20 protein-coding genes and 1 pseudogene are annotated in these 19,718 nt (G+C 66.8%); 17 read left to right on the top strand and 4 right to left on the bottom strand.

The genetic code is table 11. From position 1 onward, the window contains the following. Positions 1-4: 4 nt before the first annotated feature. The 6 genes from prpC to IPP91_01190 all read left to right on the top strand — a co-directional run bounded on the left by prpC (position 5) and on the right by IPP91_01190 (position 7,255). Positions 5-1,168, top strand: a complete 1,164-nt coding sequence (gene prpC / locus IPP91_01215; protein ID MBL0140702.1) for a 2-methylcitrate synthase — start codon at positions 5-7, stop codon at positions 1,166-1,168. Positions 1,169-1,348: 180 nt separating this feature from the next. Then, entirely contained in the window at positions 1,349-2,800 is a 1,452-nt protein-coding gene (locus tag IPP91_01210) for a bifunctional 2-methylcitrate dehydratase/aconitate hydratase (protein ID MBL0140701.1), read from the top strand. Between the two features lie 13 nt (positions 2,801-2,813). Beyond that, positions 2,814-3,218: a DUF3617 family protein gene (locus tag IPP91_01205; GenBank protein ID MBL0140700.1), complete on the top strand. Its 405-nt coding sequence runs from the start codon at positions 2,814-2,816 to the stop codon at positions 3,216-3,218. Positions 3,219-3,381: 163 nt separating this feature from the next. Beyond that, positions 3,382-3,831 carry a hypothetical protein gene (locus IPP91_01200; GenBank protein MBL0140699.1) on the top strand — a complete coding sequence of 150 codons (450 nt, stop codon included), beginning with the start codon at positions 3,382-3,384 and terminating at the stop codon, positions 3,829-3,831. A gap of 42 nt (positions 3,832-3,873) precedes the next feature. Continuing rightward, positions 3,874-6,570, top strand: a complete 2,697-nt coding sequence (gene acnA, locus IPP91_01195; protein ID MBL0140698.1) for an aconitate hydratase AcnA — start codon at positions 3,874-3,876, stop codon at positions 6,568-6,570. Between the two features lie 7 nt (positions 6,571-6,577). Beyond that, positions 6,578-7,255, top strand: a complete 678-nt coding sequence (locus IPP91_01190) for an energy-coupling factor ABC transporter permease (protein ID MBL0140697.1) — start codon at positions 6,578-6,580, stop codon at positions 7,253-7,255. A gap of 4 nt (positions 7,256-7,259) precedes the next feature. Here the strand turns inward: IPP91_01190 and IPP91_01185 are convergent, their stop codons facing one another. After that, a complete protein-coding gene (locus IPP91_01185; protein MBL0140696.1) occupies positions 7,260-8,267 on the bottom strand; it encodes an inorganic phosphate transporter in 1,008 nt (335 codons plus the stop codon). 19 nt (positions 8,268-8,286) lie between these two features. Continuing rightward, on the bottom strand, positions 8,287-8,913 hold the full coding sequence (locus IPP91_01180) for a DUF47 domain-containing protein (GenBank protein ID MBL0140695.1): 627 nt from the start codon (positions 8,911-8,913) through the stop codon (positions 8,287-8,289). 200 nt (positions 8,914-9,113) lie between these two features. On the opposite strand from IPP91_01180, the gene IPP91_01175 reads away from it, so the two are divergent. The 11 genes and pseudogenes from IPP91_01175 (at position 9,114) to IPP91_01125 (ending at position 17,276) form a co-directional block, all read left to right on the top strand. Beyond that, on the top strand, positions 9,114-10,430 hold the full coding sequence (locus IPP91_01175) for an MFS transporter (protein ID MBL0140694.1): 1,317 nt from the start codon (positions 9,114-9,116) through the stop codon (positions 10,428-10,430). 141 nt (positions 10,431-10,571) lie between these two features. Then, on the top strand, positions 10,572-10,946 hold the full coding sequence (locus tag IPP91_01170; protein MBL0140693.1) for a hypothetical protein: 375 nt from the start codon (positions 10,572-10,574) through the stop codon (positions 10,944-10,946). After that, the gene (locus IPP91_01165) at positions 10,943-11,134 is read left to right on the top strand and encodes a hypothetical protein (GenBank protein MBL0140692.1); all 192 of its coding nucleotides are present in this window, start codon (positions 10,943-10,945) and stop codon (positions 11,132-11,134) included. The genes IPP91_01170 and IPP91_01165 overlap by 4 nt, the downstream gene beginning before the upstream one ends. A 3-nt stretch (positions 11,135-11,137) precedes the next feature. Continuing rightward, a complete protein-coding gene (locus IPP91_01160; GenBank protein MBL0140691.1) occupies positions 11,138-11,491 on the top strand; it encodes an RNA polymerase sigma factor in 354 nt (117 codons plus the stop codon). Further along, positions 11,488-11,817, top strand: a complete 330-nt coding sequence (locus IPP91_01155; GenBank protein ID MBL0140690.1) for a hypothetical protein — start codon at positions 11,488-11,490, stop codon at positions 11,815-11,817. The genes IPP91_01160 and IPP91_01155 overlap by 4 nt, the downstream gene beginning before the upstream one ends. 107 nt (positions 11,818-11,924) lie before the next feature. Next, positions 11,925-14,120, top strand: a complete 2,196-nt coding sequence (locus IPP91_01150) for a molybdopterin-dependent oxidoreductase (protein ID MBL0140689.1) — start codon at positions 11,925-11,927, stop codon at positions 14,118-14,120. Position 14,121: 1 nt separating this feature from the next. Beyond that, positions 14,122-14,661 carry a 4Fe-4S dicluster domain-containing protein gene (locus IPP91_01145; GenBank protein MBL0140688.1) on the top strand — a complete coding sequence of 180 codons (540 nt, stop codon included), beginning with the start codon at positions 14,122-14,124 and terminating at the stop codon, positions 14,659-14,661. Positions 14,662-14,673: 12 nt separating this feature from the next. Then, positions 14,674-15,720: a polysulfide reductase NrfD gene (nrfD, locus tag IPP91_01140; GenBank protein ID MBL0140687.1), complete on the top strand. Its 1,047-nt coding sequence runs from the start codon at positions 14,674-14,676 to the stop codon at positions 15,718-15,720. Between the two features lie 36 nt (positions 15,721-15,756). Next, positions 15,757-16,290 (top strand): YeeE/YedE family protein, encoded by a 534-nt coding sequence (locus IPP91_01135; protein MBL0140686.1) that lies wholly within the window; start codon positions 15,757-15,759, stop codon positions 16,288-16,290. After that, the gene (locus IPP91_01130; protein MBL0140685.1) at positions 16,290-16,886 is read left to right on the top strand and encodes a YeeE/YedE family protein; all 597 of its coding nucleotides are present in this window, start codon (positions 16,290-16,292) and stop codon (positions 16,884-16,886) included. Before IPP91_01135 ends, IPP91_01130 begins: the two co-directional genes overlap by 1 nt. Before the next feature lie 165 nt (positions 16,887-17,051). Continuing rightward, positions 17,052-17,276, top strand: a pseudogene (locus tag IPP91_01125) (hypothetical protein). 270 nt (positions 17,277-17,546) lie between these two features. Here IPP91_01125 and IPP91_01120 read toward each other — a convergent pair. Further along, positions 17,547-18,533, bottom strand: coding sequence for a malate dehydrogenase (locus IPP91_01120; GenBank protein MBL0140684.1), 987 nt, complete (start codon positions 18,531-18,533; stop codon positions 17,547-17,549). Positions 18,534-18,765: 232 nt separating this feature from the next. Continuing rightward, positions 18,766-19,695 carry a DMT family transporter gene (locus IPP91_01115; protein MBL0140683.1) on the bottom strand — a complete coding sequence of 310 codons (930 nt, stop codon included), beginning with the start codon at positions 19,693-19,695 and terminating at the stop codon, positions 18,766-18,768. Positions 19,696-19,718 lie beyond the last annotated feature (23 nt).

The following is a 19,718-nucleotide window of genomic DNA, read 5'->3' as shown; positions in this document are numbered from 1 at the left end:
CGCCATGTCCGAAGCTGCCGCTGCCCCCGCCGTCGCCCCGAAGGCCAAGAAGTCCGTGGCCCTTTCCGGCGTCACTGCCGGAAACACCGCTCTGTGCACCGTCGGGCTCACCGGCAACGACCTCCACTACTGCGGCTACGACATCCTCGACCTGGCCGACAAGTGCGAATTCGAGGAGATCGCGCACCTGCTGGTGCACGGCAAGCTCCCGACCGCGACCGAGCTCAAGTCCTACAAGAGGAAGCTCATGTCGCTTCGCGGCATCCCCGCGGCGGTGCAGGACGTGCTCGAGTGCATCCCGGCCTCCACGCACCCGATGGATGTCCTGCGCACCGCCTGCTCCGTGCTGGGCTCCGTGCTGCCGGAAGGCGACGAGCACAAGCTGGCTCCCTCGCGCGACATCGCGGACCGGTTGATGGCCTCCTTCGGTTCCATGCTCGCCTACTGGTATCACTACTCGCACTCCGGGCGCTGCATCGAGGTGGAGACGGACGACGAATCCATCGGCGGGCATTTCCTGCACCTGCTGCACGGGAGCAAGCCATCCGACCTGTGGGTGCGCGCGATGCACACTTCCCTCATCCTCTATGCGGAGCACGAGTTCAACGCCTCCACGTTCACGGCCCGCGTCGTTGCCGGCACGGGCTCGGACATGTATTCGGCGGTCACTGCCGCCATCGGCGCGCTCAAGGGCCCGAAGCACGGCGGGGCCAACGAGTTCGCTTTCGACACCATCGGCCGCTACGACAACCCCGACGAGGCGGAAGCCGACATCGTGAAGCGCGTGAACGAGAAGCAGGTGATCATCGGCTTCGGCCATCCGGTGTACACGATCTCCGACCCGCGCAACCAGGTCATCAAGGAAGTGGCGCGCTCGCTCTCCACGGAGGCGGGCAACATGAAGCTCTTCGACATCTCGGCGCGCATCGAGGAAGTGATGTGGCGCGAAAAGAAGATGTTCCCGAACCTCGACTGGTACAGCGCCACGAGCTACCACATGATGGGCGTGCCCACCGCGATGTTCACGCCGCTTTTCGTGATCTCCCGCACCTCCGGCTGGTGTGCGCACGTGATCGAGCAGCGGATCGACGGCAAGATCATCCGGCCTTCGGCCAACTACACCGGCCCCGATAACCTGCCCTTCGTGCCGATCGACAAGCGCAAGTAGTTGCCCAAAGACAGGAACACGGATGAACACGGATGAACACGGATAAATGCAAATCGGGCTCGGGCAACGTCGTGGTGCATGCGTTTCCCGACATTCCAGCTCCCGTATTGCCGTTATCCGTGTTCATCCGTGTTCATCCGTGTCCCCCGCTTTTGTCCCACTGAACAGGAAATCGTCCCCGTGTCCGCCCACATCTCCAATGTCCGCCCCAAGCCCGACAAGGTCCTCGTCGACATCGCCGACTACGTCATCAAGTACAAGGTGAAAAGCGCCGAGGCCTACACGACCGCCCGCTACTGCCTCATCGACACCCTCGGCTGCGGTTTCGAGGCCCTCGAGTACCCGGCCTGCACGAAGATGCTCGGGCCTGTCGTGCCCGGCACCGTCGTGCCGAACGGCGCCAGGGTTCCGGGAACCCCGTTCCAGATGGACCCGGTGAAGGCCGCCTTCAACATCGGCGCCATGATCCGCTGGCTCGACTTCAACGACACCTGGCTCGCCGCCGAATGGGGCCACCCCTCCGATAACCTCGGCGGCATCCTGGCCACGGCCGACTGGCTCTCGAGGAACGCGGTCGCCGCGGGGAAAAAGCCCCTCACCGTGAAGGACGTACTCACCGCGATGATCAAGGCCCACGAGATCCAGGGCTGCATCGCGCTCGAGAACAGCTTCAACAAGGTGGGCCTGGACCACGTGGTGCTCGTGAAGGTCGCCTCCACCGCGGTCGTCGCCGAGATGCTGGGGCTTTCCCGCGACGAGATCATCAACGCCGTCTCGCTCGCCTGGGTGGATGGCCAGTCGCTTCGCACCTACCGCCACTCCCCCAACACCGGCTCCCGCAAGAGCTGGGCCGCGGGCGACGCCACCAGCCGCGCCGTGCGCCTGGCGCTCATCGCGAAGACGGGCGAGATGGGCTACCCCTCGGTGCTCTCCGCGAAGACCTGGGGCTTCTACGACGTGCTCTTCAAGGGCAACGCCTTCAAGTTCCAGCGACCCTACGGCAGCTACGTGATGGAGAACGTCCTCTTCAAGATCTCCTTCCCCGCCGAGTTCCATTCGCAGACGGCGGTGGAGGCGGCGATGACGATCCACGGAGAGCTGAAGAGGGCCGGCAAGGCCCCGGAGGACATCAAGCGGATCACCATCCGCACGCACGAGGCCTGCATCCGGATCATCGACAAGAAGGGTCCGCTGGACAATCCGGCGGACCGCGACCACTGCATCCAGTACATGGTGGCCGTGCCCATCCTCTTCGGCCGCCTCACGGCTGGCGACTACGAGGACGCGGTGGCGAAGGATTCGCGCATCGACGCGCTTCGCGACCGCATCGTTTGCGTCGAGGACCCGAAGTTCACGAGGGATTACCACGACCCGGACAAGCGTTCCATCGCCAACGCCCTCACGGTCGAGTTCAGCGACGGCAAGACGATGAAGGAGATCGTGGTCGAGTACCCCATAGGCCACAAGCGCCGCCGCAAGGAAGGCATGCCCGTGCTGGTGGAGAAGTTCCGGGTGAACCTTGCGCGGCGCTTCCCGTCGAAGCAGCAGAAGGCGATTCTCGAGCTTTGCCTGGACGCGAAGGCGCTGCAGGCGACCCCCGTGCACGAGTTCGTCGACCTGATGGCCATCTGACCGAGGATTCCCCATGCGCGCCCTGATACTGTTGGCCGTCGCCCTGCCTCTCGCTGCGACCGCGCAAGACCTGCTGCCCGGACGCTATCGGACGACCACCACGACGGACCTGCCCGCGATGGCCGGCAAGCCCGTGGTCGACGAGGACTGCATCACCCAGAAGGAGATCGACGAGGGGCTCTCGAAGACGGGTGTGGAGAGCGAATCGAACTGCAAGGTCTCCGGCATGAAGCGCTCGCCCGGAAAGGTGAGCTACCAGATCCAGTGCCAGCAGGATGGCATGAAGACGACCGGCAACGTGACCGGCACGCTGCGCGGAGATGCATTCGATTTTGTCGTCGTGACGAGCGGCCTGCAGGCGGGCGGCAAGCCGATGCGCACGCGCGTCGTCGGCAAGCGCCTGGGCAGCTGCAAGTAGGCCCGACTTAACCGCCGTCAATGGCACCCCGGCCCGCGCTATGGTCTGATGGCGGATTCGAGCGAAGGCCGGCGCAGGACGGGCCTCGCGGACACGGCATCAGGGAGTACATGGGGGTTGGACCGACCGGCGCGGGGTCGCGAGCCCCGCCCGCGGAGAAACGATGATGCGATCTCTTTTGCTCGCCGCCGCCCTGCTCCTGGGCGGCTGCGCTACGACCTACCAGCTCACCCTCATGCCCCGCGACAGCGGCAAGCTCTACCAGGGCCTTGCCGAGGATTCCGGCGGATCGGAGGGCGGCATGTCGATCACCATCGAGGGCGTCACCTATTCCGGCAGCTGGGTCGAGGTCGTTGCCGACCGCACCACCGGCTATGTTTCGGGGGGCTACGGCTACCGTCGCGGCGGTTACGGCGGCGGCTTTGGCATGGGTGGTGTCGTCAGCATGGACAATCCCCAGGGCGGCGAGGCCAAGGCCCTCCTGCGTTCAGCCGACGGAGCGGGGCTTCGCTGCGAGCTGCGCGGCGGCAGCGGCCGCACCGGCGGCGGCGTGTGCCGCGACGACAAGGGCCTCGAATACGACGTGCAGATCCGACCGACCGGGCAGAAGTAACCCGCCCTGCAGCAAACCCATCGACAACGAGCCGAGACGACCATGCCCCACAACGCGTTCAATACCCTCAAGACCTTCGTGCCCGCCGCAGGCAAGACCGGCCAGTTCTATTCCCTGCCTGCGCTCGCCGAGACTTTCCCCAACGTGAAGCGCCTGCCGGTTTCCATCCGCATCGTGCTCGAGTCGGTGCTGCGCAACATGGACGGCAAGAAGGTGGGCGAGGAGCACGTGAAGCAGCTGGCAGGCTGGAGCGCGACCGGCGCGCGCACCGACGAGATTCCCTTCGTCCTCGCCCGGATCGTGCTGCAGGATTTCACGGGCGTGCCGCTGCTGGCCGACCTTGCCGCGATGCGCGGGGTCGCCGCGAAGATGGGCAGGGATCCCAAGATGATCGAGCCCCTGGTTCCCGTGGACCTCGTCGTGGACCATTCGGTGCAGATCGACCATTACGGCGGCCCCGACGCGCTCGATCTCAACATGAAGCTCGAGTTCGGCCGCAACCGCGAGCGCTACGAGTTCATGAAGTGGGGCATGCAGGCCTTCGACACCTTCAAGGTCGTGCCCCCCGGCATCGGCATCGTGCACCAGGTGAACCTCGAGTACCTGGCGCGTGGCGTGTTCCAGAAGGCCGGCCTGTATTACCCCGACACGCTCGTGGGCACCGACAGCCATACCACCATGATCAACGGCATCGGGGTGGTGGGCTGGGGCGTGGGCGGCATCGAGGCGGAAGCGGGCATGCTCGGCCAACCCGTGTATTTCCTCACTCCCGACGTGGTCGGCGTGAACATCACCGGGAAGCTGCGCGAAGGCGTGACCGCGACGGACTTCGCGCTCTCGGTCACGGAAATGCTGCGCCAGGCCAAGGTCGTGGGCAAGTTCGTCGAGTTCTTCGGCGAGGGCGCCGAGACGCTCGCCGTCACCGACCGCGCCACCATCGCGAACATGGCGCCCGAATACGGCGCGACCATGGGTTTCTTCCCGGTCGACGCGCGCACGATCGAGTTCTTCCGCAATACCGGGCGCACCACCGAGGAGGTCTCGGCCCTCGAGGCGTACTTCAAGGCGCAGGGCCTCTTCGGCATGCCGAAGAAGGGCGACATCGACTATTCGGCGGTGCTGCAACTGGACCTCGACTCGATCCGGCCCTCGGTCGCCGGCCCCAAGCGCCCGCAGGACCGCATCGACCTGGGCAACCTCAAGGCGAAGTTCACGCAGCTCTTCTCCGCGCCGGTCGCGCAGAACGGCTTCTCGAAGAAGGCGGATGACCTCGCCCGGCGCGTGAAGGTCGGCGACGGGACGGATCTGGGCTCCGGCGACGTCCTCATCGCCGCGATCACCTCCTGCACCAACACCTCGAACCCCAGCGTGCTCATCGCCGCGGGACTGCTCGCGAGGAAGGCGGTCGAGAAAGGCCTCACCGTCAAGCCCCACATCAAGACGTCGCTCGCGCCCGGCTCGCGAGTCGTGACCGAATACCTTACGGCGGCCGGCCTGCTGCCTTCGCTCGAGAAGCTGGGTTTCAGCGTCGCCGCCTACGGGTGCACCACCTGCATCGGCAACGCGGGCCCGCTCGCCGAACCGATCGAGAAGGCGGTCGTGGACAACGACCTCGTTTGCGCTGCGGTCCTTTCGGGCAACCGAAATTTCGAGGCGCGCATCCACGCCAACATCCGCGCCAATTTCCTCGCCTCCCCCCCGCTGGTCGTCGCCTTCGCGATCGCCGGCACGGTGCTCAAGGACCTCGACAAGGATCCCGTCGGCCAGGGCAAGGACGGCCCGGTGTACCTGAAGGACATCTGGCCCTCCTCCGATGAGGTGCAGTCCCTCATGAAATTCGCCACGGACCCCGCGGTCTTCAGGCGGATGTACACGAACCTGGCGGAAACCAACCCGCTTTGGAAGGGCATCGCCTCGGCCACGGGCCAGGTTTACAGCTGGCCCACGTCGACCTACATCGCCGAACCGCCGTTCTTCCAGGGGTTCGGGATGAGCGCGGGCACCGCGAAGGACGTGAAAGGGGCGCGCCTGCTGGGCATCTTCGGCGATTCCGTCACCACGGACCACATCTCGCCCGCGGGATCGATCAAGGACACTTCCCCCGCCGGAAAGTACCTCATCGGCCACGGCGTGATGAAAGCGGACTTCAACAGCTACGGCGCGCGCCGCGGCAACCACGAAGTCATGATGCGGGGCACGTTCGCCAACGTGCGCGTGAAGAACCTGATGCTTCCTCCGAAGGCGGACGGGACGCGCGTCGAAGGCGGCGTCACGCTGTTTCAGCCCTCCGGCGAGCAGATGCCGATCTACGACGCCGCCATGAAGTACGTGGCCGAGGGAACGCCGACGGTCGTCTTCGGCGGCGAGGAGTACGGCACCGGGTCGTCGCGCGACTGGGCAGCCAAGGGCACGCAGCTCCTGGGCGTGAAGGCCGTGGTGGTGCGCAGCTTCGAGCGCATTCACCGCTCCAACCTCGTCGGCATGGGGGTCCTGCCCTGCCAGTTCAAGGGGTCGGACTCGGCGGAGTCGCTGGGCATCAAGGGCGACGAGACGATCGACGTCACGGGCCTCGAGAAGGGGATCAAGCCGCAGATGGACGTGACGCTCGTCATCCACCGCAAGGACGGCACGAGGAAGGAAGTGCCGGTGCTGCTGCGGATCGACACGCCCATCGAGGTGGACTACTACCTGCACGGCGGCATCCTGCCCTTCGTGCTGCGCGAACTCGTGGCCGCCTGACCGCACCATAGACTTCCTCGGCACCCCGCTGCCCGCCGGCTGGGCCATTACGACCGGCATCGTCGCCGCGGTCCTGCTGGCACGGGCCGCGAGGCGCGCGCCATGGCACCTCCTGGCCGACGGCTTCCGCCTGCACGGCTGGATCGGCGCCGCGTTTGCCATCGCGCTGGCCTGGTCGCTCTGCGCGCGGCTGGGGGGCGGCCCCGCGGTTCACCTCCTCGCCACGCCCCTCGTGGCCCTGATGTTCGGGCGCGATCTGGCGGCCGTGGCCGGAGCGCCGGCCGTGTTCGCCGTGTTGCTCTGGCGGGGCGGCGACTGGGCGGGGGCCGGTGCCACGTGGCTGCTGGCCGCCTGGCTGCCCGTCACGATTCTCGATGCACTTCGCCTGGCAGCCGATCGATGGCTTCCGCGGAACGTGTTCACCTACATCTTCCTCGCGGGGTTCTTCGCGCCGGGCGCCACCTTCGTGGCCACCGTCGCCATGGCGGCTGCCGCGCACTATGCCGTCGGAACGGCCGCGTGGGACAGCCTCGCCGCCGGGTTCTTGCCTTACGGCCTGCTGCTCGGATGGGCAGAGGCATTCCTCTCCGGAATCCTCACCGCGATCTTCGTGGTGTACGAGCCGCGCTGGATGGTGACCTTCGACGACGCGCGCTACCTGAGGCCGCCAGGCGACCCCGGCTGAACCGCTACAGGATGTACTGGCCGGCCCACCACGCAACGGCGGAGATGAACGCCGTCGCCGGAATGGTGAAGACCCACGCCCAGACGATCCCGCCGGCCACGCCCCAGCGCACCGCCGACATCTTTCGCGTGGCTCCCACGCCGACGATGGCACCGGTGATCGTGTGCGTCGTGGAAACGGGGATGCCCAATCCGGTCGCGACGAAAAGCGTGATGGCGCCGCCCGTCTCCGCGCAGAAGCCGCCGACGGGCTTGAGCTTGGTGATGCGCTGGCCCATCGTCTTCACGATCCGCCACCCCCCGAAGAGTGTCCCCATGGCGATGGACACGTAACACGACACGATGACCCATGCCGGCACCGACTCGTTCGCCCCGGTGACCCCGGCGGAGATCAGAAGCAGCCAGATGATGCCGATCGTCTTCTGCGCGTCGTTGCCCCCGTGCCCCAGGCTGTAGAGGGAAGCAGACACGAGTTGCGCCCGCCGGAACCATCGGTCCATCCGCGCCGGCGTCGTGTAGCGGGAACCCCAGGACACCGCGAGCATGAGCAGCGACCCGAGCAGGAACCCGAGCGCAGGTGAGACGAAGATGAAGAGAACCGTCTTGCCGATCCCGCTGCCGATGAGCGGCCCCACGCCAGCCTTGGCGACCACGGCCCCCATGAGGCCGCCGATGAGCGCGTGCGAGGAACTCGACGGCAGCCCCCACCACCAGGTGATGCCGTTCCAGGCGATCGCCCCGACGAGGGCGCCGAAGATCACGTACTGGTCGACGACGACGGGATCGACGATGCCCTTGCCCACCGTGGACGCGACCTTCAGCTGGAAGACCGCGATCGCGATGAAGTTGAATGCAGCCGCGAACGCGACTGCGTGCTGGGGCTTGAGAACGCCCGTCGACACCACGGTCGCGATGGAATTGGCCGCGTCGTGCAGCCCGTTCATGAAGTCGAAGGCGAGCGCCAGCGCCACCAGCAGCGCCAGGGTGCCGAAGCCGATTTCGAGACCGCTCATGGTGAGTGGCGCCGCGGCGTCACGAGTTTTCCAGGACGATGCCCTCTGCCAGGTTCGCCACGTCCTCGCAGCGGTCCGTGATGGCCTCCAGCTGCTCGTAGATCACCTTCATCTTGATGATCTCGCGCACGTCCTGCTCCTCGCGGAACAGCCGCGAGATCGCGGACCGCAGCACCCGGTCCGCATCGCTCTCGAGGCGGTCGATCTCGTCGCACGTCTTGAGAACCGCCTCGCCTTGCCCGTCCTGCCCGAGAAGCGCGATGACGTCCTTCACCCGCTCGCAGCACTTGAGGCCGATGTCGGCGAGCCGCGTGGTCTCCGGCGTGATCGCGCGGATGTCGTAGAGGGTGATCGACTCGGTCACGTCCTGGATCAGGTCGCAGATGTCGTCCATCGCGTTCACCAGGCCGTGAATCTGGTCGCGGTCGATGGGGGTGATGAAGGTCTTGTGCAGCAGCCGCATCGCCTCGGCCGTGATGCGGTCGGCGGAGTGCTCGGCCTCGTCGATCAGGCGCGCGTGAGGCTCCACGTTCGGGAAGGCCTGCAAGAGCACGACCAGCTCGCGGCCGGCGCGCAATACCTGCTCGGCATGGGCGTTGAAGAGGTCGTAGAAGCGTCCCTCCTTGGGTAGCAGGCGGCCGAACATTTCAGGGCTCCGGGAGTCGTGGCGGGGTCAGGCAGGATTGCAGGACGGATCTTAACAAACCCCGGCTGTCCGGACTCCGGCGCCCTCGATATAATTGCGCGCCATTCCCCCTGCGCCGTTTCCGCACCGCCCTGCGCGACCCCCGCGCGGGCCGGGCGAAGGAACGCGACGCCGGCCCAAGAGGCCGGACGACAGAAACGATGAATACGTTGCTCTCCAGATTTCACCCGCGGCGCTGGCTCACCGGCCTGTGGCGCAACCCCGACTTCGTGAAGCTCTGGGGTTCGCTCACGATCACGCACTTCGGCGGCCAGGTGACGTTCCTCGCCCTCCCCCTCACGGCGGCGCTGGTGCTCAACGCCACGCCGTTCGAGGTCGGCGTGCTCACGGCCCTCGAAGCGCTTCCCTATCCCTTCTTCGGGCTCTTCGCCGGGGTGCTGGTCGATCGAACCAGGAAACTGCCGGTGATCATCTGGGCGGACCTCGGCCGCGGCCTCGCCCTCGCCGCGGTGCCCGTGTGCGCCTGGCTGGGCGTGCTGTCCATGCCGGTGCTCTACGCGGCGGGGTTCCTCGTGGGCGTGGGCTCGGTGATCGGCTGGCCCGCCTACCAGGTCTTCATGACCGAGCGTGTGGGGCGCGAGAACCTCGTCGAAGCCAACGCAAAGATAGGGCTCTCCGATTCCGCCGCGCAGCTCGTGGGCCCGGGCATGGCGGGGGCCATGATCCAGTGGCTCACCGCCCCCATCGCCATCCTGCTGGACGCGCTGTCGTTCATCGTCTCCGCCTGGATGCTGCGCGGCATCCCGCCCGCGGCCACCGATGCGCCGAAGGTGTCGGGCGAAAGCATCTGGCGCGAAATCGGCGAAGGGTTGATGGCGGTGTGGCGCAACCGCCTGCTGCGCGCGTTGGCCTGGGCGCTCGCCGCGTGGCAGATGTTCCGTCATGCCTTCGTCGCCGTCGTGATCCTCTTCGCGGCCCGCGAACTGGGCTTTTCGGCCGGGCACGTGGGCGTGCTGTTCATGCTCGCCGGCGTGGGTTCCTTCGCGGCCGCGGGCGCCGTCGGCCCGCTCAACGCCCGCTACGGGTTCGGCCCGACGATGCTCGTGGCCCTGGGCGGCACCGGTGTCGCCTGGCTTGTGCTGGGCGCCGCGTCGGGAGGACATGTCGTCGCCTCCGTGATCTTCGGGTTGGGGCTTTTCCTGCTCGACTTCTCCGCGATGACCTTCTTCATCAATTACCTCACGCTGCGCCAGACGGTGACGCCGGACCGGCTGCTGGGGCGCGTCACGGCGACGATGATCTGCCTCACCGTGGCCACGGCTCCCTTGGGAGGGCTTGCCGGCGGCTGGATCGCGGAGCACTGGGGCCTCAGGGTAACCATCCTGCTGGCTGGCGCCGGGGCGTTGGCGATGATCCCGCTCGTTGCGTGGACCTCGCCTCTCGCCCGGATGAAGACCCTCACACCGCCGCAGGAGCCCACCGCCACCGAGAGCGTGGCCGAGGAGCTGGCCGGCTGACACTGCCGGGGATCGGCCTGAATCCACGGGCGGCTCCGGGTGCGTCACAGGAGCATGGATATCCCTCCCCCCGAACGGCGATTTGCCCGGCGCGCGGGCCAAACCCGACAATGTGGGACGCTTCAGCCCCAGGAGTCAGCCATGGAAACCTCGGAAGCCGTGGTCGCCATGACGGCGATGCTGGCCAGCTTCGGCCTGCCGCTCGTCGTCATCGCGATCATCCTCGTGTACAAGCACCACCGAAACCGCATGCAGCAGGAGACGATCCTGAAGCTTGCGGAAAAGGGGCTGCCGGTCCCGCCGGAACTGCTCCACCCGCCCGAAATTCGCCCGAGCCCGAAGGGGGGCCTGGTGCTCCTCGCGCTCGGGATCGCGCTTTCCGTCTTCTTCTGGGAGCGGGGCTTCCCGTGGTCCATCGGGCTCATCCCCGGGCTCATGGGCATTGCGCTCCTCGTGGCCTGGAAGATCGACTCGCGCCCGTTCGAGCGCCCCGGGCCTTCGCGCCAGCCCCGATGAACGACCGGCCGGAACCGGCCGATTCGGAACTCGTCCTGGCCATCGTCGCCCGCGACGACCGCCAGGCATTCACGCGTCTGGTGCGCCGCCACCAATCGATGGTTCGCTCGGTGCTGCGGCGCCTGGCCAGGGGCGACCACGGGCTTGCCGACGACCTCGCGCAGGAGACCTTCCTCCTTGCGTGGTGAAACCTGCGCTCGTTCCGCTTCGATGCCCGCTTCTCGACCTGGATCTACCGCATCGCCTTCAATGCCTGGCTCTCGGAGGCGCGCAGGCGTCGCGAGGTCCTGCTCGATGACCAGGACAACGCGCCCGTTGCCGAGGAATCCGCGCACACCGTGCCGGCTGTCGAGCGCATCGACCTCGAGCACGCCCTGGGGAGCCTGTCCGATGGTGAGCGTGCCGCGATCACCGCCTGCTACTACGCGGACTTGAGCCACGAGGAAGCCGCCGTGGCGCTGGGCATCCCGCTCGGCACCGTGAAGACCCACATCCTGCGCGGCAAGGCGAAGCTGCGCGCGAAACTCGGCGAGGACTTTCGATGAACGAAACCCGGCACGATGCCATCGACCGGCGGCTGCGCGAAGATGGGCGCCGTGCCGTTCCCGATGACGGCTTCTCGCTTCGCATCGAGCGCGCGCTTCCGCCCCGCCGGCTTTCCCGTGCCTGGTTTCGGCCGGCCCTCGTGCTCGGCTCGGCCGCGATCGGCAGCGTCCTTGCCTGGGCGCTCGCGCCGGCCGGGACCTCGGTCGTGCAAGGATTTCTCGACCTCGCGCGACTGCAGCCGAACACGCCGTCCGCGCTGGTCGCCATGGGCCTTGCCGTGGCAATGGCCGTGACCGCCGCCGTGCTCGCTGCCGAGGAGAACTAGGCGACTGACGGCCGTTTTTCAGAGGCGCCACCCCCTTGACCTATATCAGCATGGGCTAATTGAACTCGGGATTAAATGGGCCATTCCCCCCTCGACACGAGGCCGTGATGGAACCCCTCTCCCGCAGGCGATTTCTCAAGATCTCCGCTGCCACCTTCGGGGCCGGCGCGGTCGGCTCCCAGGTACCGGTCGTCTCCTCGCTGGCCATGGGCTCAAAGCCCCCGACCGGCAAGGTCGAGACGATCGCCACCTACTGCGAAATGTGCTTCTGGAAGTGCGGCGGCATCGCCCACGTCCGCGACGGCAAGCTCTGGAAGTTCGAGGGCAACCCGCTCGACCCGATGAGCCGCGGCCGGCTCTGCCCGCGCGGCACCGGCGCGGTCGGCACGCACTACGACCCCGATCGTCTCTCCAAACCCCTCATCCGCACCGGCGAGCGCGGCAAGGAGGAATTCAAGGCGGTCACGTGGGACGAGGCGCTGAACCACATCGCCGAAAAGATGAAGAAGATCGCCGCCGAGCACGGCCCGGAGTCGATCGCGCTGTGGAAGCACGGCACGGGCGCGCGCTTCTTCGAGCACGTGATGCGCGCCTATGGCTGCGTGAACAAGGCGGCTCCCTCGTTCGCGCAATGCCGCGGACCGCGCGACGTGGGCTACCTCCTGACCTACGGCACGGGCCTGGGTTCGCCGGAGCCCACCGACATCGCCAACACGAAGTGCCTCGTGCTCATCGGCACGCACCTGGGCGAGAACATGCACAACACGCAGGTGCAGGAGTTCGCCGAGGCGATCGCCAACAAGGCCACCATCATCGTGGTGGACCCGCGCTACTCGGTGGCCGCAAGCAAGGCGAAGTACTGGCTCCCGATCAAGCCGGGCACGGACATAGCGCTCGTGCTCGCATGGATGAACGTGCTCGTGGCCGAAGGCCTCTACGACAGGGATTTCGTTGCGAAATACGGCCACGGATTCGACAAGTTCGCCACGGCCATCGCGCCGAACACGCCCGAGTGGGCGGAAGCCGAGACGGGAATCCCCGCGGCCACCATCCGCGCCACGGCGCGCGAGATCGCAAGCCACAGGCCGGCCGCCCTCGTCCACCCCGGGCGGCGCGTCAACTGGTACGGCGACGACACGCAGCGCGCCCGCGCGACGGCACTGCTGAACGCCTTGCTGGGCAACTGGGGCCGCAAGGGCGGCCTCTTCCTGCAGGCCGGCATGAGCGTCGGCGGCTATCCGTTCCCGAAATTCCCCGCCGCGGGCAAGCCCAAGCTCGACAACCCCGACCACAAGTGGCCATTCGCCGACGAGGAAGTCACCACGGGCCTGCGCGAAGCGACGATCACCGGCAAGCCCTACCCGATCAAGAGCTGGGTTGTTTACGCGACCAACCTCGTCCAGACGCTGCCCAACGAAAAGGAAACGATCGAGGCGATCTCGAAGCTGGACCTCCTGGTGGTCGTGGACACACACCCCAGCGAGATCGCCGGATACGCGGACGTGGTGCTTCCCGACGCCATGTTCCTCGAGCGTCACGACGACCTCTACGTCGCCTGGGGCCGGCAGGGATGGGCGGCGCTTCGCCAGCCCGTGGTGCCCCCGCCCGCCGAACAGAAGCCGGCGTGGTGGATCGCCAAGCAGCTCGCCGACAGGCTGGGCGTGGGCGAGTTCATGCCCTTCAAGGACATGGACGAGTACCTCGCGAAGCGCTGCGAGAAGAGCGGCATCGACTACGCGAAGTTCCGCAAGGACGGGATCGTGATGGGCGAAAAGACACCGATCACCATCGAGGAAGGTGCGGCGATTTCCTTCGACACGCCGTCGAAGAAGGTCGAGTTCTGGTCGGACCAGCTCGCCAAGGCGGGCTTCGACCCGGTGCCGAAATACACCGCGCCCGAGTCGGCGCCCGCCGGGTACTTCCCGCTCATCACCGGACGTTCGCCCGTGCACACGTTCAGCCGCACGCAGACGAACGTATTGCTGCGCGACCTCATGAAGGAGAACGAGGTCTGGGTGAACGCGCAGACCGCGGCCAAGGCGGGACTCAAGCACGGCCAGTACGTGAAGCTGAAGAACCAGGACGGCGTGGTTTCCAACCGGGTGAAGGTGAAGGCGACGCAGCGCATCCGGCCCGACACCCTCTACATGGTCTATGGCTTCGGCCACACGAACAGGATGCTCAAGAGCGCCTACCTGAAGGGCGCCAGCGCCGCGCAGCTCAACACGCGCTACAAGGTCGATCCGCTGATGGGTGGCACAAGCATCCACCGGAACTTCGTCACATTCGAAAAGGAGGCGTGAGATGCCACGCTTCGGAATGGTCATCGACACCCTGAAGTGCGTGGGGTGCATGGATTGCGTGGTCGCCTGCCAGACCGAGAACGACGTGCCGCAGGGCCACTGCCGCGACTGGATCGTGACGGAGCTGCGCGGGGAATTCCCGACGCTCTCGCTGGAGATCCGCTCGGAACGCTGCAACCACTGCGACAACCCGCCGTGCGTGACCTGCTGCCCGACGGGCGCGAGCCACGTGGAGGAGTTCGGCAAGACCGTGCAGGTGACAGCCAACATGTGCATCGGCTGCAAGGCCTGCCTGGCTGCCTGTCCCTACGGCGCGCGTTTCATCCACCCCGACGGCTACGCCGACAAGTGCACCTTCTGCCTGCACCGCGTGAAGGAGGGCAAGGATCCGGCCTGCGTGTCGGTCTGCCCGACGCGGTGCATGCATTTCGGCGACCTCGACGATCCGAAGAGCGCCGTGAGACAGCTGCTCGCCTCGCGCAAGCACCACACGCTGCTGCCGGAAGCCGGCACGAAGCCCCGCGTGTTCTACCTCACCTGAGAGATCACGACCATGCTCGAAATCACCACCACCCGCCACAATCCGTTCGTGGACCCGGTGCTCTCGGTCTGGAGCTGGGAGATCCCGGTGTACCTCTTCTTCGGCGGCATGATCGCCGGCATGATGGTCCTCGCGGGGATCAACATGCTCAAGCTCGCGAAAGGCGAGCGCGCAGAGAGCTTCTACAGCGTGCAGACGCCCATCCTGGGCTTCATGCTCATGAACTTCGGCATGGGCGCGTTGTTCCTGGACCTCTCGCACAAGCTCTTCGTGTACCGCGTCTACATGGCCTTCGAGCCGATGTCGCCGATGTCGTGGGGCTCCTGGATCCTGCTGCTCGTCTATCCGGTGATCCTCGTGTCGGCCCTCATCCGGCTGCCGCAGGCCTGGCCGTGGCTGGGCGAGCGCCTGCCCGTGCTGCAGCGCCTGTCGGACGCGATTGTCGCGAGCCCCGGCAAGGTGAAGACGCTCGGCGTCCTCAACGTCGGCCTTGGCATCGGGCTGGGCATATACACCGGCATCCTGCTCTCCACGATGGTCGCGCGCCCGCTCTGGAACAGCGCCGTTCTCGGCCCGCTATTCCTCTTCTCCGGCCTTTCCGCGGCCGCCGCCATGGTGCACCTCGTCGCAAGCCTCGTGCCGCGTCACCCTGCCCCGCGCGGATTCCTCGCAGGTGCGTTCGCGATGCTGGTGCAGCCGTTGGGTGAGCGCCCTCCGGAGCCGCGCACGGCCGACAGCCTCATCAAGGCGGACCTCGGCTTCCTCGCGGTCGAGCTCGTGCTCATCGGCCTGCTCTTCATCGGGCTGCTGTCCAGCTCGGCCTCGCACCTCGCATCGGTGGATCTGCTTCTTTCCGGCAAGTACGCTCTGGTGTTCTGGGGCGGCGTCATCGCGGTGGGCATCGTCGCGCCGCTTGTGCTGCAAGCCCTCGAACTCGGGCATCGCATCCCGCACTCGATTGTTCCCGCGATCTTCGTGCTTATCGGCGGCTTCTCGCTGCGCTGGGTCATGGTCAACGCCGGCCAGGCGAGCCACATGATCGCCGCCATCGGAATGTAGAAGGGGCACTCGATGAACTCAACGACAGCAGCCGGCATGCCTTCCAGGGTCGAGGCGAAGTCCTCACCCTCGCCGTTCTGGAACCCCTACGTCGCCGGCTTCGGGCTGGGCCTCGTCCTGCTCTCGGCCTACCTCATCGCGGGTCGCGGGCTCGGCGCCACGGGAGCGTTCTCATCGGTCGCCGCGTGGATCGCGAACACCCTCTCGCCCGAGCACGCCCAGGCGAGCGCCGTCCACGCCCGCTACCTCGCCAGCGGCACGCCGCTCACCGCGTGGCTCGTGTACCTGGTGATCGGCTCCTTCATCGGCGCGGCCGTCTCCGGTTACGCCGCCGGGCGATTCTCGATCAGCGTGGAGAAGGGGCCCCGCCTCACCAACGGGCAGCGCCTCGTTTTCGCCCTGGTCGGCGGAATCATCGCCGGGATCGGCGCGAAGATCGCGCGCGGTTGCACGAGCGGCCAGGCCCTCACGGGCGCCGCCATTCTCAACGCGGGAAGCCTCGTTTTCATGCTCTCCGTCTTTGCCGCGGGTTACGCAGTGGCCTGGATGGCTCGAAAGGAGTGGCTCTGATGTTTCCCCTTTCCTCGACGATGGAACTCACCCAGGGCGTCTCGCTGGGCCTCGCCGTCCTCATCGGAATCGGCTTCGGCTTCTTCCTCGAGAAGGCCGGGTTCGGCAGCGCGAAGAAGCTGGTCGCGGTCTTCTACCTCTATGACATGGCCGTCGTGAAGGTGATGTTCACGGCGATCGTGACGGCGATGGCCGGGATCTTCATCCTCTCGTCCCTGGGCATGCTGGACCTGGCCGAGCTCTACATCGAGCCATCGAACTACCCAGCTGCGATCATCGGCGGCCTGGTGTTCGGAGCGGGCTTCGTGATCGGAGGCTACTGCCCCGGCACGGCGGTCGCCTCGTGCGCCACCGGACGGCTCGACGGGCTCGCCTTCATCGTCGGCATCTTCATCGCCTCCTATGCCTATGCGGAATTCCTCTCCGGGTTCGACACCTGGCTCGCCACCTCGGCCCATCCGGACGTGACGCTGCCCGGCCTCTCCGGAATCCCGATGGGCTGGTTCGTGCTCGCCTTCATCGCCTTCCTGGCCCTGGCCGCATGGGGCATGAGCGCTGCCGAGCGGCGATTTTCCGGGCTGCGTCCGGGCGATTGACCCCGGTTTCGTGCTTCGGCAGGCCAAACCGGGATTTTTCGACGATGTTTCGCCTCGGAAATAGCGGCGAAATCCCGGCACGTGCCCCCGGTTTCCACTATAGTGTGCGCCGCGCCAAAACAAGTAGAGCGCACATTCCCCCACTATGATTCCGGAGATTTACTGATGAAGAAGCTGCTCGCTGCCCTGGTTGCCGGGGCGTTTGTGATGGCGCAGGCCCCTGCCGTTTTTGCGCTGGACAAGGCTGCCGCCCCTGCCGCCAAGGCCGAGGCTGCCACGGCCGATGCTGCCAAGGCTGCCGACCCCAAGGACGCGAAGGCCACCGCCAAGGCTGCCGACCCCAAGGCCGCCAAGGCCACCGCCAAGGCTGCCGACCCCAAGGCCGCCAAGGCCACCGCCAAGGCTGCCGACCCCAAGGCCGCCAAGGCCACCGCCAAGGCTGCCGACCCCAAGGCCGCCAAGGCCACCGCCAAGGCTGCCGATCCCAAGGCTGATGCCGCCAAGATGGACGAGAAGCCCGCTGCCGACGCCAAGAAGAAGAAGGGCGGCTGCTAAGCCTGACTGCGCGCGGCATCCCCGCGCGAAAGCCTCAAGAGAGACGGGGCGGCCCTGGCCGCCCCGTTTCATTTCGTGCCGCCGCGCCCTTCGGGCGCACAAGCGTCAGCCCAGAAGGTGCTTGACCCCGGCGCGCTCTTCCTCGAGTTCCGCGAGCGTCTTGTCCATGCGCTGGCGCGAGAACTCGTCGATCTCGAGCCCCTTCACGATCTGGTACTGGCCGTTGGCCGTCGTGCACGGGAAGCCGTACATCACGCCTTCCGGAATGCCGTAGGAGCCGTCGGAAACCACGCCCATCGTGACCCACTTGCCGCTGGATCCGAGCGCCCAGTCACGCACGTGATCGATCGCCGCGTTGGCGGCAGACGCGGCCGACGAAAGCCCGCGCGCCTCGATGATCGCCGCGCCTCGCTTGCCCACCAGGGGGATGAAGGTGTCCTTGTACCAGGCGTCGTCGTTCACCAGTGCCTTCACGGACTGACCGCCGGCGGTGGCAAAGCGGTAGTCCGGGTACATCGTGGGCGAATGGTTGCCCCAGACGACCAGCTTCTCGAAGGAATCCACCGATTTGCCGGTCTTCGCCGCCAGCTGCGAGGCCGCGCGGTTGTGGTCCAGCCGCATCATCGAGGTGAAACAGGCGGGCGAGAGACCTTTCGCGCTATTCATGGCGATGTAGGCATTGGTGTTCGCCGGGTTGCCGACCACCAGCACCTTCACGTTGCGCGACGCGCCTTCGTCCAGCGCCCTGCCCTGCACGGTGAAGATGGCGCCGTTGGCCTCCAGCAGGTCCTTGCGCTCCATGCCCGGCCCGCGCGGTCGCGCCCCTACGAGGACCGCCACGTCCACGTCCTTGAACGCGACCTTGGCATCGGAGGCCGCGGCCATCCCCGCGAGCAGCGGGAAGGCGCAGTCATCCAGTTCCATCATCACGCCCTTGAGGGCCTTCTGCGCCTTCTCGTCCGGGATCTCGAGCAGTTGCAGGATCACGGGCTGGTCCTTGCCGAGCATCTCGCCGCTGGCGATCCGGAACAGCAGGGCGTAGCCGATCTGGCCGGCAGCGCCGGTGACGGCTACTCGCATGGGCTTCTTCATGGGGTCTCCTTCAGGGGTCTTCTCGATTGAAATGCGGGCTTTCCGGCCGCCGCCCGGCACTCCTCGCGCCCTCGACAACGGCCCCGCAAAAGTATATCGCAGCGCAGCAATCCGGACCGGCACCGGGTTTGAGGCGGATCAAGAAAAGGGAACAGCGATGAAGGGCAAACAGCCTGAGGAACAGCCCCTTGACGAAAACGTCGCGGAGCCGTCCCTCACGCTGCCCCCTTTCCTAATCCCCCTTCCGCGGCGCCTTGGCGAGGGAAATCGCCAGCACACCCGCCATGACCAGCGCGGCGCCGGCCAACTGGATGGCGGTGATGGGCTCGTCGAGAAAGACCAAGCCCAGGACGATCGTGGCGACCGGCCCCACGGTCCCGAGCATGGAGGCGTGGCTGGAGCCGATCAGCCGGATTCCGACCGACATGAGAATCACGGGCAGCACGGTGGAGAAAACCGCCATCACGAAGGTGAGCCCGTAGACCGCCGCCGGCTGGGTCCACAGCAGCGGCGCCTCGCGGACGACGAAGTAGTGCGACACCACCGCCACGCAGGAAACGACCGAGGCCAGGCTCGCGAAGAGGACGCTTCCCATCTTCTTCACCATTCGCCCGTTGCCGATCAGGTACACCGCATAGCAGAACGCCGACAGTCCCACCCACAAGGCGCCCGCCAGCACGTTCTCCTGCCGGGTGGCCAGGTCGTTGGCGAAGACGAGGGCGATGCCTGCGTAGGAAAGGACCAGAGCCGCCACGTCGCGTCCGACGATGATGCGGCCGTACAACGCGGCCGAGATGAGCACCACGAAGGTGGGATAGAGGAACAGCACCAGGCGCTCGAGCGCGGCGGTGATGTACTGCAGGCCGATGAAGTCGAAGAGGCTCGCGAGGTAGTACCCGACCATCCCGAGGAAGACGATGGCCCGCCAGTCCGCCCGCTTGAGCGCCACGGCGTGCCCTTTCCGGCTCGACCACCAGGCCACGGCGACGAAGAACGGCGCCGCCATCGCCATCCGAAGGGCGAGCAGGGTGACGGCGTCGATACCCTGACGGTAGGCCAGCTTGACGATGATCGCCTTCGCGGAAAAGGCGACCGCGGAGAAGACGACGAGCGCGACGCCGAGGAGGCGCGGGCCAGGCCGCGGGATCGTTGCCGTGTGCACCCGGCGATTCTACGGGTTCGCGC

The sequence above is a fragment of the Betaproteobacteria bacterium genome (assembly GCA_016720855.1).
GTDB lineage: Bacteria > Pseudomonadota > Gammaproteobacteria > Burkholderiales > Usitatibacteraceae > FEB-7.
This window is presented reverse-complemented; position numbering and strand designations above follow the sequence as displayed.